This is a genomic window from Xenorhabdus sp. PB62.4, from assembly GCF_014467285.1.
Taxonomy (GTDB): domain Bacteria; phylum Pseudomonadota; class Gammaproteobacteria; order Enterobacterales; family Enterobacteriaceae; genus Xenorhabdus.
This window is the reverse complement of sequence record NZ_NKHR01000006.1, coordinates 60477-74608: the sequence shown is the minus strand read 5'-3', so window position 1 is coordinate 74608 and position 14132 is coordinate 60477. Positions and strand designations below refer to the sequence as shown.

At 45.6% G+C, this 14132-nt stretch carries 13 protein-coding genes; 9 read left to right on the top strand and 4 right to left on the bottom strand.

Features of this window, described 5'->3' with window-relative positions:
• Positions 1–220 precede the first annotated feature (220 nt).
• The 8 genes from pcnB to Xenpb_RS07545 all read left to right on the top strand — a co-directional run bounded on the left by pcnB (position 221) and on the right by Xenpb_RS07545 (position 9673).
• Complete coding sequence (pcnB, locus tag Xenpb_RS07580) at positions 221–1588, top strand: polynucleotide adenylyltransferase PcnB (protein WP_255523079.1); 1368 nt, start codon at positions 221–223, stop codon at positions 1586–1588.
• A 1-nt stretch (position 1589) separates the two neighbouring features.
• On the top strand, positions 1590–2072 hold the full coding sequence (gene folK, locus Xenpb_RS07575) for a 2-amino-4-hydroxy-6-hydroxymethyldihydropteridine diphosphokinase (protein ID WP_187653866.1): 483 nt from the start codon (positions 1590–1592) through the stop codon (positions 2070–2072).
• A gap of 181 nt (positions 2073–2253) precedes the next feature.
• Entirely contained in the window at positions 2254–3048 is a 795-nt protein-coding gene (gene panB / locus Xenpb_RS07570) for a 3-methyl-2-oxobutanoate hydroxymethyltransferase (protein WP_187653770.1), read from the top strand.
• Positions 3049–3086: 38 nt separating this feature from the next.
• A complete protein-coding gene (gene panC / locus Xenpb_RS07565; RefSeq protein ID WP_187653769.1) occupies positions 3087–3944 on the top strand; it encodes a pantoate--beta-alanine ligase in 858 nt (285 codons plus the stop codon).
• A gap of 646 nt (positions 3945–4590) precedes the next feature.
• Entirely contained in the window at positions 4591–4812 is a 222-nt protein-coding gene (locus tag Xenpb_RS07560; RefSeq protein WP_187653768.1) for a type VI secretion system baseplate subunit TssF, read from the top strand.
• Complete coding sequence (locus tag Xenpb_RS07555; RefSeq protein WP_368666806.1) at positions 4748–4939, top strand: PAAR-like domain-containing protein; 192 nt, start codon at positions 4748–4750, stop codon at positions 4937–4939. The genes Xenpb_RS07560 and Xenpb_RS07555 overlap by 65 nt, the downstream gene beginning before the upstream one ends.
• A gap of 22 nt (positions 4940–4961) precedes the next feature.
• The gene (locus Xenpb_RS07550; protein WP_187653767.1) at positions 4962–9437 is read left to right on the top strand and encodes an RHS repeat-associated core domain-containing protein; all 4476 of its coding nucleotides are present in this window, start codon (positions 4962–4964) and stop codon (positions 9435–9437) included.
• Positions 9425–9673 (top strand): hypothetical protein, encoded by a 249-nt coding sequence (locus Xenpb_RS07545; protein WP_187653766.1) that lies wholly within the window; start codon positions 9425–9427, stop codon positions 9671–9673. Before Xenpb_RS07550 ends, Xenpb_RS07545 begins: the two co-directional genes overlap by 13 nt.
• 154 nt (positions 9674–9827) lie before the next feature.
• Here Xenpb_RS07545 and Xenpb_RS19920 read toward each other — a convergent pair whose 3' ends face one another.
• From Xenpb_RS19920 to Xenpb_RS07530, 3 genes are all read right to left on the bottom strand, one after another.
• Positions 9828–9944 carry a SymE family type I addiction module toxin gene (locus Xenpb_RS19920; RefSeq protein WP_255523078.1) on the bottom strand — a complete coding sequence of 39 codons (117 nt, stop codon included), beginning with the start codon at positions 9942–9944 and terminating at the stop codon, positions 9828–9830.
• A 239-nt stretch (positions 9945–10183) separates the two neighbouring features.
• Entirely contained in the window at positions 10184–10954 is a 771-nt protein-coding gene (locus Xenpb_RS07535) for an ABC transporter permease (protein ID WP_187653765.1), read from the bottom strand.
• Entirely contained in the window at positions 10954–11877 is a 924-nt protein-coding gene (locus Xenpb_RS07530; protein WP_187653764.1) for an ABC transporter ATP-binding protein, read from the bottom strand. The genes Xenpb_RS07535 and Xenpb_RS07530 overlap by 1 nt, the downstream gene beginning before the upstream one ends.
• Positions 11878–12058: 181 nt before the next feature.
• On the opposite strand from Xenpb_RS07530, the gene can reads away from it, so the two are divergent.
• The gene (can, locus tag Xenpb_RS07525; RefSeq protein ID WP_187653762.1) at positions 12059–12712 is read left to right on the top strand and encodes a carbonate dehydratase; all 654 of its coding nucleotides are present in this window, start codon (positions 12059–12061) and stop codon (positions 12710–12712) included.
• An 82-nt stretch (positions 12713–12794) separates the two neighbouring features.
• Here can and hpt read toward each other — a convergent pair whose 3' ends face one another.
• Complete coding sequence (hpt, locus tag Xenpb_RS07520; protein WP_187653761.1) at positions 12795–13331, bottom strand: hypoxanthine phosphoribosyltransferase; 537 nt, start codon at positions 13329–13331, stop codon at positions 12795–12797.
• Positions 13332–14132: the final 801 nt, after the last annotated feature.

Genomic DNA, 14132 nt, shown 5'->3' with positions numbered 1-14132 from the left:
TTTAATTGATTAGTCACTATCGAGGTGTCCCATTTTTAACCGAGTAGCAACTTTCTGCCGTAATTTGCTGATCCGCGATAACAGGGTAAAGCGCGACACACAGGCAGTCAGTGAAAGGCCAGCCACCGTATCTGACCATTCTGCTCAAACAGAGAGCAGTTCTCTGCGTAAACGTCGCAGAGGAAATCATTCATCTTTATCACATGCCGACAACGACAAAATGAGGAAAAAATCCGCAAAGGAAAAACTTTCGGACTCCCCGATCACTGTGATCCCCCGGGAACAACATCCGATTTCACGTAAAGACATTAGTGATAATGCCCTGAAGGTTCTGTATCGCCTGAATAAGTCAGGTTTTGAAGCCTATTTGGTCGGCGGTGGCGTTCGTGATCTATTGCTGCACAAGCAGCCCAAAGATTTCGATATAGCCACCAACGCCACACCAGAGCAGGTGCGTAAATTATTCCGCAATTGCCGTCTTGTTGGCCGCCGCTTTCGCCTGGCCCATATTATGTTTGGGCCGGATGTCATTGAAGTTGCTACCTTCCGCGGGCCACATGAGCAAGTTGAAAGCAATGACCGGAACCAGTCACATAAAGCCCAGAGCGGCATGTTACTGCGTGATAATATCTTTGGTTCGGTTGAAGAAGACGCAGCCCGTCGCGATTTCACGATCAATAGTCTCTATTATGGCATTGATGATTTTGCGCTGCGGGATTATGTCGGCGGCATGGCAGATCTCAACGCTGGCATTATCCGCCTGATTGGTGATCCAGAAACACGCTATCGGGAAGATCCTGTACGTATGCTGCGGGCCGTTCGTTTTGCCAGCAAACTGAACATGACCATTGAGCCAGCCACCGCCGAGCCGATCCCACGCCTTGCGTTTCTGTTGCAGGATATTCCGTCAGCACGCCTGTTTGAAGAATCACTGAAACTGTTACAGTCGGGGCAAGGTTACAACACCTATAAATTGCTGCGTGAATATCATCTGTTCCAGCCATTATTCCCCATGATTCAACGCTGTTTCACCCAATGCGCTGATTCTCCGATGGAAAAACTGTTGGCACAGGTACTGAAAAATACCGATTACCGCTTACAGAATGACAGGCGAGTTAACCCGGCTTTCTTATTCGCTGCCATGCTTTGGTATCCATTGCTCGAACATGCGGAAAAACTGTCACAGGAAGGCGGATTACAGTATTACGATGCTTTCGCACTGGCAATGAATGACATTCTTGATGAACAGTGCCGCTCGATTGCCATTCCGAAGCGACATACCACAACCATGCGGGATATCTGGTTACTTCAGCTTCGTTTGCCGCGTCGTCAAGGAAAGCGCGCGAATAAGCTGATGGAGCATCCTAAATTCCGTGCTGCATATGATTTACTGGAGTTACGTGCCAGTATTGAGCCACGTCATGAACTGAAAGAGCTGGTACAGTGGTGGACTGAATTCCAACAGTCAACACCTTCACAGCAGCGTGGAATGATATCAGAACTGGGTAGTGAACCCATTCGTCGTCGGACACGTCCCCGCCGAGGTGGACACAGTGGATACGCTCGTCAAAACAGGAACAACGGTTAATATGACTCGGGTTTATATTGCCATTGGCAGTAATTTGGCCGATCCTTTGCAGCAAGTTGATAATGCCCTTGCTGCTTTGAAAAATATCCCTGATACCACTTTTGTTGTTCGATCATCTTCTTATCGGACTAAACCAATGGGGCCACAGGATCAGCCTGATTATCTCAACCTTGCTGTCGCATTGGAAACTCAATTGCCACCAGAGACTTTGCTTGATCACACTCAGGCAATCGAACTGGCGCAGGGCCGTGTTCGCAAAGATGAACGCTGGGGGCCAAGAACACTCGATCTGGATATCATGCTGTTTGGTGATCATATAATTAATACTGAACGCCTGACTGTTCCCCACTATGGTCTAAAACAGCGCGAATTTATGCTTTACCCGCTTGCAGAAATTGCACCGGATCTTGTGTTCCCCGATGGAGAAACACTGGCAGAACGATTACAAAAAGTCCCAGAAAATGGCCTGATGCTTTGGTTATAGCTCGCATATTTTGTCATTCAACATCTCATACAGCCGTGGCCGATTTCTGGATAATCAGGGCCTATCCTATTGGGTGCTTTTTGAACAAGCCAATGGGATAGGCCCTATACCTAATGAATTTCAGGTTGCAACTACGATCACAACGTGAAAGATAGTGGGTATAACTATTCAGGAGATAATAATGAAACCAACCACCCTGGCTGACCTACGTCAGTTAAAAAAAGAAAAACGTAAGTTCGCAACTATCACAGCTTACGATGCCAGTTTCGCCCGCCTTTTCGCCGAACAAGGCATCAATGTCATGCTGATTGGCGATTCACTGGGTATGACTATACAAGGGTTCGATTCTACCTTACCCGTCACAATGGAAGATGCCATTTACCATACTCGTTGCGTTCGCACTGGAGCACCGGATTCTTTCTTAATTACAGATATGCCATTCATGAGTTACGCCACACCAGAGCAAGCTTGTGAGAATGCAGCCAAGCTCATGCGTGCCGGTGCCAACATGGTCAAAATTGAAGGTGGAAGTTGGCTCTGTGATACTGTGAGAATGCTGACTGAGCGTTCTGTTCCTGTCTGTATCCATTTAGGCTTAATGCCGCAATCCGTTAATATCCTTGGCGGGTATAAAGTTCAGGGTCGTGATGAATCATCCGCAAATCAATTAATGGCCGATGCCATCGCCCTAAAAGATTCTGGCATGCAACTACTGTTGTTAGAATGCGTTCCTGCCGAACTTGCACGTCAAATTACCGACCAGCTCACCACAATCCCCGTGATTGGAATCGGTGCCGGTAATGGTACAGATGCTCAAATTCTGGTTATGCACGATGCCTTGGGCATTACCGCAAGACCACCTAAATTTGCCAAAGACTTTCTCAAAGAAACTGGCAATGTCAGGGATGCTATCCGCCTGTATAAAGAACAGGTAGAAAGCGGAGCCTATCCCGACCAAGCACATTCATTCAAGTGATTCTCTCCAGCATGCCTGCTAATTAAAGGAGTACAGCAATGCTGATTATAGAAACAATCCCAATTTTACGCCGTGAGATCCGCCGTTGGCGTCAAGCTGGCAAGCGTATTGCTTTTGTCCCTACGATGGGAAATCTGCACGATGGCCATATGGCATTGGTTGAGACCGCCAAAGCGCAGGCTGATGTTGTTATTGTCAGTATTTTCGTCAATCCAATGCAATTTGACCGGGAAGATGATCTGGTCAATTATCCCCGAACCTTGCAAGAAGATTGCGAGAAACTAAGCCGTCACAATGTTGAATTAGTCTTCGCCCCCAGTGTTGGCGAAATGTACCCGAACGGATTAAACAGCAATCAAACGTTTGTCGAAGTGCCAGAGCTATCTCATATGCTTGAAGGTGCCAGCCGTCCGGGGCATTTTCGTGGCGTTACAACGGTTGTCAGCAAATTGTTTAATTTAATCCAACCCGATCTGGTTTATTTTGGTGAAAAAGATTTTCAGCAATTGCAGATTATCCGCAAAATGATTGCAGATATGGCTTACGACATTACATTGGTATCCGTGCCTATTATCCGTGATAAAAATGGATTAGCTCTGAGTTCACGTAATAACCTCTTGTCTGCTGAAGAGAAAAAAATTGCACCGTTGCTGAATAAGGCCATGCAGTGTATAGCGGAACGTGTAAGGAACGGAGAGCGGGATACAGAGCGGCTGATTGAATTAACCTCTGCGCATTTACGGGAAGAGGGCTTTGTGCCTGATGAATTATTTATCCGCGATGCAGAAAATCTGGCTCCATTGACAGCGCAAAGCAAAAAAGCCGTGATCCTTATGGCGGCATGGTTAGGCCAAACAAGACTGATTGACAATCAGCAGGTTGATTTGGCTGACTGATATTAATGGTGGGATATGTGTGTTGGCAGAATAATATAAGTGATGCGCATATCCCTAAGTTATATTTCCTCAGTATTTATAATAATCCCTTCATTAGTTCAGTTATCTCTTTTAGAGAATGAATAATTAATTCATATTTACAGAAGAAGATATTTGATAATCATGTCAATAATGAAAAGATTATTTTAGCTAGTGATTACGCACAAACATCGTTTTACTAATGATTAATATGTGACGAACTTCACATATCAAAAATGATCATGCTTTTTCCAAAAATTAAATGTAATATTTCACTTACAAATCAAATCGATAAACAAAAACAACCCTAAGCACATCTAGATTTAAAATCCATTAATTAGGAAAATAACAGGATTTAACACTCAAACGGCAACGATTTTAACTTTTAATTCTATCGTTGTTGGCTGGTTATCTTTATTGTGTCTGGTTTTATTTTTCTCTTACTTGAATATCATTTAATATTTACCACCATTTTTTATTAATAGATGAACTGAATTTTTTCTTTCAGCGGCAAAGTCTTGACTGCCTCTATCATACTATTTATTCCCGATGTAACTATTTTTTGGAATGATAGTTAAAAAACACAAAGAATATCTTCCATTAAATACTGAATTTGCGAGAGGCAGTTTTGGATTTATTTAAATCTTATTTCCAGCAGGAGCGCCATTACCTGCATCAATTCGAACAACTCACTGCCGAAGACAAAAACCATCTTGCGGATAGCCTCAGCGACCATAACCCGGATATCGAACGGCTGAATGAGAGCTTTGCTGTACTGATGGCCCGTGCGCGTCAACAGCCAGCCGGTGGTGGTGTTTGCCCGCAGTTTTGTCCCCACCACACTCGGTGACCAGCCTGGAGTGGCAAATGGCGTCAAAAGTGGCACTGTGGGCGGAAAATGCCATCCGCAGGAGACACCCACACAGTACGCGCGGGTAACAAGCTGGTGCTGCGCCACGGGGATAAATTTTGGATGAACGGAGCATAAGGAAGGAAACTATGGAAGAAAACAACGGAGCCAGAACAGGTAGCAAAACGGCAGCCAAAGCAGAAGAATCGGCTAGTCCGAAAGACCACGATACCAATATTACTCCCCCCAAACCGAATTCCCCGTTACCACAAAAGGTTCGGGATGACAGTCCGACCGGGACGGGAAATACATTTGGAAAAATCACCGCGCAAGCAGCCCCGGCTCAAGTGCCAGCGGCAGAAGCCAATACCCTTCCTACAGCAGAAACACCGGAAGAAAAAAGTTGGCGGATAAAAGCGTGGCAGGCAATGGTGGAAGCCAAAGACGGCGTCGTTGATTGGGCGCATGAGAAGGCTATTAATCATGCTGAAGGGATAAAAAATCCGGTTGAGCGGGCTAAAGGACATGTAAAAGGTACCTATAACATCGTGGTTGGCACGGTAGAATCCTATATTCAAGGGGCTTATTTTGAAAGCGCCAAAGACTCAGAAGATGCAGCCCGGTGGCTTGAAATATATGGTGAAACCGAAAAAGCGAAGACGGTACGTGAAGTCGCAAAAATTCAGAAAAAGCAAAGTGGGGAATTTAATCTGAATGACTGGAAAGCAACGTCCAGCAACCGAGCACAAGAAGCGGGGATATTTGAAGTTGAAGTTCTCGAGGCGATTGGTTTGCCTACCGGGAAAACCAGTGTTATCAAAAAGGGCGCGACTGAATTAACTTCTACCGCAAACAAAGCCAGTACTGCGGTGACCAAAGCCGAAAGCAAAGTGTTCACTGAGGAAGCTAAGGTAACCAAAGCCACAGCAGGAGGCAAAGTTGAACACAAACCCAAAGAAACCGATGAGACTAGCACTGAAAAACCCCAAAACGCTAAAGAAGACCACGTTGATAACAAGTCTACCGACAAAGACGGTAGCTGTAACGGGACTTGTACAAAAGAAGGTGAGCCTGTTGATGTAGCCACCGGCGACTTCCTGCAAGTCTGGCCGGTTATCGCCATTCCCGGGCTGTTGCCCATCACCCTGACCCGCACCTATCGCTCCACTGCCAAGTATAACGGCCTGTTTGGGCCGAAATGGGCGGATGACTGGTCACGTCAGTTAGAATTGGCCGATGGTAAGGTATATTTCACCGATGCCGATGGGGTGATCTACGATTTCAGCACACCGGATAACTCGGTGCTTGCCCGTAACCAGCATATTCCCCATTTCGTGCTGGTGGGCGAGTTGAATGGTGAATTGAAACTAACAGATCGCCAGTCCCAGCTCATCTACCATTTTAACCTCTCCGTTGGAAATATTCGCAAACTGTCCACGATCAGTGATCGCCGCCAGAACGCGATCCAGTTTATCTACGATAAACAATCGCAACTGATCGAAGTCACGCGCACAGATGGCTTCCGGCTGATTCTAGGTTATCAGAATCAATACCTCCAAACCGTAGATTATCTTGACCAGCAAAAGCAACAACGGCTGGTGACCTGCCACTATGATCCACAAGATTATCTAAATGAATGTGAAGCATTCCAGCATAACCACCTGTGGCATGAATATGACTCGCAGGGGCGGATGATACGCTGGCACGATACTGACCAGACCGATCTGAGTCTTACTTATGATGAACAAGGGCGAGTACTCAGCACCACTTCTGCCAGCGGTTACTGGTGTGATTATTTCCACTATGATGATCAAGCTCGTATCACCATCTATCAAGACGGCGAAGGCGGTGTAACCCAATACCACTACGATCACAACGGGTTGGTGATCCGCGAAGTCGATCCGCTGGGGCGCATTACCCGCCGCCAGTGGCGCCATAGCCAAATCATCTGGGAGGCTGACCCATCAGGTGCTATCACCACATTTTGTTACAACCCTGACGGTGCACTGACCGAAGTGAAGCTGCCGACCGGTGATACTTTTTATTATGGTTATGACGAACACGGGCAGCTGATTGAAAGTGTCCTACCAACGGGCGATCGCTGGAAATTTCACTATGATGAGCTGGGCAACCTGACGGCACTGACTAATCCGCTAGGGCACAAAGAAGAGTATCAGTACGGCACACACGGCGAATTGCGCCAGCGCCTGCTACCAGATGGACGCCAATGGCACTACGCCTATGATGAGCAACAACGGCTGGCGGCGGTGATGACGCCGGACGGTCATACCACCGGCCTGCAACTGGATGAACTGGGGCGCCTGCGTCAACTCACCGATGCTCTCAAACAGCAGACTCACTATCGTTACAGCAACGATCATGCCAGCTTTAATGGTAGCCTGACCGATGTTGAACTGCCGGATGGTACCACGCAGCAACTGGCCTATGACAGTGAACGGCGTGTGGTGGCGGTGACTGATGGCGAAGGCCGCACCACCCGCTACACTTACGGTGCGTTTGACCTGCTCAATCAGGTGACCCGGCCCGACGGCACTGTATTACGTTTTGGCTATGACCGCCTGACCCGGTTGAACTCAGTGACCGCCTTCACCGGTGAAACTTATCGCTATGAACGGGATGCCGCCGGTCAGATTATCCGGGAAACCGATTTTACCGGACGTACCCTCGACTATCAGTACGATAAATTAGGACGACGCACACAGGTGCAGTATCCCGATGGGCAGCAGCTTCGCTGGCACTACTCCGCTGCTGGCTTATTGGTCAAACAGGAAAGCTGGCAGCCGGAAGAGAACCAATGGGTGCTTAAGGCTACCACGACTTACGAATATAACGCCCGTCACCAGTTGGTGAAAGCGGCCAATGATGATGCGGTCGTGGAATACGAATACGACAAAACCACTGGCCTGCCTATCTGCGAACGTATCAACGGGCGGGAAATTACCCGTGAATGGGACAGCCTGACCGGGCGTCCGGTCAGTGAAAGCCTTGATGGTCATACTCTGCACTTCGGCTATAACCTGTCGGGTGTCTTGAACCACTTTCAGCTCAATCAGCATACGCCGCTGACATTCCAGCATAATGCGCTGGGGCAGGAAACGGTGCGGGAAAGTGCCAACGGGTTTATCCTTGCCAGCCGCTACACTGCAACCGGTTTGCTGGCACATCAGTCGGCCGGGCAGGCCACCCACCTGTTCCGGGAAACACTGGCACAAAATGACCCGCACTTCCCGCCGCAAGCCACTGCCGTCAACCGGAGCTGGCAATATGACCGTGCGCATAATGTGCGGGTGATTGATGACAGCCGCTGGGGGCAGACCCGCTACCGTTACAATACTAACGGCCAAATACTGCATACCCTGTTCGAGGGTGCGCGCCCGCATGAAGAGCAATTCAGTTATGATGCGAATGGCAACCTGAGCCAGCATCTGCCGGCCGATGCGCGGGGGGCGGCAGCACAAATTAATCAACGCCAGCAAGCCGGGCGCGTCGTGCAACAAGGGGACAGCCGTTATCGCTATGATAACAATGGCCGTCTGGTAGAAAAAACCGAACAACGTGATGGCTTCCGTCCGCAAATCTGGCGCTACCGCTGGGACACCCAAAACCAGCTCACCCACTGCGAAACCCCGGATGGCTCGCGCTGGCATTATCGCTACGATGCGTTTGGGCGGCGAATTCGTAAACTGAAAGTGCACGATGGTAAACTGGCAAAGACTAATTTACAGTTGTGGCTGGCAGGCAAACCGGATTTAGTGCCGAGAGCGGATGCCATCATGGGGCAGGATTACCTGTGGAGCGGCGACCAGCTTATCGAAGAAACGCCGGTTTACGCCGATGGTACACCGGCAGAAGATCAGCGCATCCGCTGGTTATATGAACCCGGATCATTAACGCCGTCAGCCCGTTTTGAGAAAGGCAAGCTGCACTATATCGTGAGCGACCATCAGGGTACGCCGCGCGAAATGTTGTCCGAGGAGGGGGTACTGGTCTGGGCGCAGCGGCTGACGACCTGGGGCAAAGCGGAACGTTTTCAGGTCATCGCCTCCAATAACCCGGATTATCATGTAAACTGTAACCTGCGGTTCCTAGGTCAATTTGAGGACGAAGAATCAGGATTATTCTATAATCGCTTTCGGTATTATTCGCCGGAGACCGGGCAGTACATCTCGCCCGACCCGTTGGGATTATTGGGCGGGTTTAATCCGTATTCGTATGTGCATAATCCGGTCAATTTTATTGACCCTTTTGGGTTATCAACTGTTACTGTTGGTCGTTGGATGAGTCCAGATGAACTCCAAAAAATGCGGGCTACTGGCAAAGTAATTCAAAGTAATACGGGAACAACACATGTCGGTTATCCTGCTAATATTGATGCTTTTGGTAAACAAGCTAAGCCGGGAGCAGTGTATGTTGAATTTGGTGTTCCTGAAGGATCGTTGATAAAGACAAATGATGAATGGGCAAAAATAGTAGGCCCAGATTCTTTAGAAGGGCGTTTAGCAAAACGTAAAGGTTTACCTGTACCAGAAATGCCTGAAGTAACCAACATAGAGGTTAAGGCACATAAAACGACTGACGGGAAAATAGTAACATGCAAAAAATAAATTTATGGATTATATCTAATTATGACTACCCTGTAATTGTAAATGCAGAAAGTTTAGTCGTTGATATTGATACTGATAAAAGTATTGCCCGGTTTACAGTATGGGATGATTTATCTTGTATGCTAGAAATTATGGATATAGATACTGAAAAATATATTCTCAATGAAAGGAGAGAATTATCCTCTGATGAGGAAGTAATTGAAGCATTCAAAGAATTCCATAGCCTGCTAAACTAGAATTTAAGCCGGAATGACCTCAGTTATCTTCCGGCCTTGTTCTTTTTAAGCGCTGCTCACTCCCTGCCCTTAGCGGCTTTTGTAATCGCCAAGCAGTTCCCGCATTTTCAGCTTAATCTCACTGAGCTGGTCTTGCTGGCGCTGGTACTGTAGCTTAATAGATTTTGGTGTCGTCACTGCCGGAGAGCAGCACCAAACAACCGCCCATAATCTTGACAGTCAGTGTGCCGCCAATATCAAACCCGGCCTGTTTAAGCCATTGCCCTTGCAGGTGTATCGCGGGCGGGGCTTTAGTTGTAAACCGATCAAATAATCATCACCAAAAAACACGAGATAGTAAGACACTGAATGAATTATTTAAAGGAATACGGATATGTTTACTTCCAGAGTAACGGTGTTGCACTTGTATCATAGTAATTATGGTGATTAGCTTATTATGTGAATCCGCCACTCGCTATTATTATCACCCCACTCCACCATCATCAACGGCGGAGTGGTTAATTTCGGTTGTTATGTTCTTAACCCCCGGCCAGATTCAATTAAATACCAAGCCAGAAAATAAAATACAATAATAAAGATACTCAACATACCTAATGTCATCGTCAGAGAGACATCCGCAATACCCAAAAAACCATAACGGAAACCACTAACCATATAGACAATCGGGTTAAGTTTTGACACGATTTGCCAGAAGGTTGGTAACAGGGTAAGGGAATAAAATACGCCTCCCAGATAAGTCAGTGGTGTCAAGACAAAGGTTGGTATGATGCTGATATCATCAAACGTTTTCGCAAAAATAGCATTCAACAGCCCTGCCAGAGAAAACAAAATAGACGTCGCCAGCAAAGTAATCACTACCATGCCCCATGAATGTATCTGTAACGGTACAAACAATAAGGAAACCAATGTCACCAGAATGCCAACACATACACCACGGGCTACCCCACCGCCAACGAATCCAGCAATGATGACATGGGTTGGAACCGGAGCAACCAGTACTTCTTCGATACTGCGCTGAAATTTGGCGCCAAAGAAAGACGAAGAGACATTCGCGTAAGAGTTGGTGATCACTGACATCATTATCAGCCCGGGCACAATAAACTGCATGTAACCCACCCCGCCCATTTCACCAATACGAGAACCCACCAGATTGCCGAATATAACGAAATACAGAGACATGGTGATTATAGGCGGTAATAATGTCTGCACCCAAATACGACCAAAACGAGTGATTTCCTTAAGCCAAATGGTTTTCAGAGCCACCCAGTACAACTGGATCATTATCTATCTCCTTGATTATTATTGGTCAACCCAACAAACAACTCTTCCAAGCGATTCGCTTTATTGCGCATACTGCTAATTTGAATGCCCTGCGTACTTAGCTGGGAAAAAATATCATTCAGCCCCTGTCCACGTTTTACATCAACTTCCAACGTGGCAGCATCAACCAGACGATAATCATAACCATCAACGATAGGTACTGTTCCTTTAAGCTCTAAATCAAGCAAGAAAGTTTCACGTTCAAGCTGACTGAGCAGGCTTTTCATACTGGTATTTTCTACCAGTTCACCATGCTGGATGATACCAATATTGCGACACAGCATTTCAGCTTCTTCCAGATAATGCGTCGTCAGAATGATCGTGGTTCCCTGCGCATTCAATTCTCTCAAAAACTCCCACATGGATCGGCGCAGTTCAATATCCACTCCCGCTGTAGGTTCATCAAGGATCAGCAATTTTGGCTGATGCATCAAAGCACGGGCAATCATCAAACGACGTTTCATGCCGCCGGACAAACGAATAGCCCGTTCGTTGCGCTTTTCCCACAGATCCAATTGAGTAAGGTAGATTTTAGCCCTGTCCTGTGCAACATCGCGCGGAACGCCATAATATCCCGCCTGATTCAGTACTATCTGAATCACCGTTTCAAATTGATTAAAATTAAATTCCTGAGGAACAAGACCAAGCTGACGTTTGGCATTCACGATATCTGTATCAATATCGTAGTCAAATACCTTAACCTTACCGCTACTTTTATTGACCAAAGAACTAATAATACCAATCGTAGTGGATTTCCCTGCACCATTTGGCCCCAAAAGCGCGTAGAAATCGCCAGCTTCTACATGCAAATCAATCCCCCGCAGCGCTTTCACCCCACTTTCATAAGTTTTAGTGAGCTGCGTTAACTCTAATGCGTAAGCCATAAGTAAAAAATACCTTTATTCTTTGCTATCTTTGAGTGCAAGATGAAAATCTTGCCATGATTCTTCCCGCCTTTCTTAGCAATGACAGGGATCAAATAAAAAACATTCTTCAATTAAATATTAAATTCTCAATTAATGTTGTATATGATTCTATCTCAAAAACGTTGTCAGGCTATTAGTTATGATGAGAAAAATTGAAGAGCTGTTTGCCAGGAACAAACAGTGGTCAAAGTCCGTAAATGAAGAAAATCCACTTTTTTTCAACGAATTATCAAAGGCACAAAAACCCCATTTCCTGTGGATAGGCTGTTCTGATAGCCGAGTACCTGCTGAAAAACTGATTGATGCTGCACCAGGCGATCTTTTTGTTCACCGAAACGTTGCAAACCTTGTTATTCATACCGATCTAAACTGTTTATCCGTTGTACAATATGCTGTTGATGTCCTACAGGTTGAGCACATCATTATCTGCGGTCACTACGGCTGTGGTGGTATCGAAGCTGCTGTGGATGGCACTGAACTGGGCTTAATCAATAACTGGCTGCTCCACATCCGGGATTTGTGGTACAAGCACAGTTCGATGCTTGGCGAATTGCCGCCTAATGATCGACTGAACCGCCTGTGTGAATTGAATGTCATTGAACAGGTTTACAACCTCGGCCACTCTACCATTATGCAATCTGCGTGGAAACGTGGTCAGAAGGTGATGATCCACGGTTGGGTATATGGTTTAAAAGACGGTGAATTACACGATCTGGATATTACGGCGGATAGCCGCGAGAAACTCGAACTTAATTATCGCCAGGCTATCTCCAAATTGTCTCAAGCCAAATAACAGGCTAATCTAAAAAACAAATGGCAGCCTTTTGCTGCCACTTGCTAATAACTCGACTGATTACTTAAAATTACCGCAAAAATCAATCTTCCAATAAGGTAACGTGCCCGATATAAGGCAGGTGACGATAACGCTGGGCATAATCAATGCCATAACCAACGACAAACTTATCTTCAATCGAATAACCAATCCACTCAACGGGGACATCAACCTCACGACGGGATGGTTTGTTCAGCAAAGTACAAATCGCCAGTGAATTTGGTTCACGCAGCCCCAGAATCTCACGGATTTTGTTCAGTGTATTGCCTGAATCGATAATATCTTCAACGATCAACACATCTTTGCCACGAATGTCTTCATCCAGATCTTTGAGGATTTTCACATCGCGGGTAGAACTCATCTCATTGCCATAGCTGGATGCGGTCATGAAGTCCACTTCGTGAGGAACCTGTACTTCACGGCATAAATCCGCCATAAAGATAAATGACCCTTTCAGCAAGCCGACCAACACGAGTTCACGATCGCTCTTACGATAATGTTCGGTAATCTGTTGCCCCAGCTCAGCAATACGTTGCTTAACCTCCTGTTCGGAGATCATCACTTCTACAATATGTTTCAATTTTCACATACCTATTTGTTTTAAAACAATAAACTCATCTTTAATTATGTAATAAATCACCAATATTGATACACCGAGTGATATACAGTTAATCGCACAAAAACGGACACATAAGAAAACATGAGAACAAAATATTTGCGGAGTATACCAGAAGGTATCGATTGCGGTAAAAGAGGAAGCCGAGCTTAGATGAACGTCTATCGACAAAAATCGTCGTCAGTGAGTAGGTTGGTACGCTGAACGTTTCGATCTTATGGAGAGATTGCGGTGTATTTCGTCGGGAGTTATTGAAATGGCTGTTAATTGGTATCCCTACTAGTGAGAAGCAGCGAACACATTTGTTGGGTTAAATCGGCTTTTTGTTGGCGTAGTTCGAGTAATTTTTTCATGTGCTTTTGGTTTATTTATTTTTCCAATAAATAATTTTTTAACGCTATGAAAAGTAATGAAAGGACTCTGACTCTGTTGAGTAAGCACACAACTATCATTTCACACCTAATTTAGAAAGTAATTTTGTGTAAGATATTTTTACTTAGGCAGTAATAATGTAATTAAATTTTACCAATATTAATGAATGTCTTATTACTGGAAAGTAAATATTAGGTAATAATGCAAAGCTAGTAGTTTTTGAAAATTACAATCACCATTTAAAACTAGTCTCATTTAATATTTTTGATACAGACTGATGCTTAGAGTGAATTTATATTTAAAATACGTCACTTACTAAAAAGTGAGATTGGGATTTACTAATCTACTATGTAATTATATTATCTATACTCTATAGAAACTTATTGTTTGGTG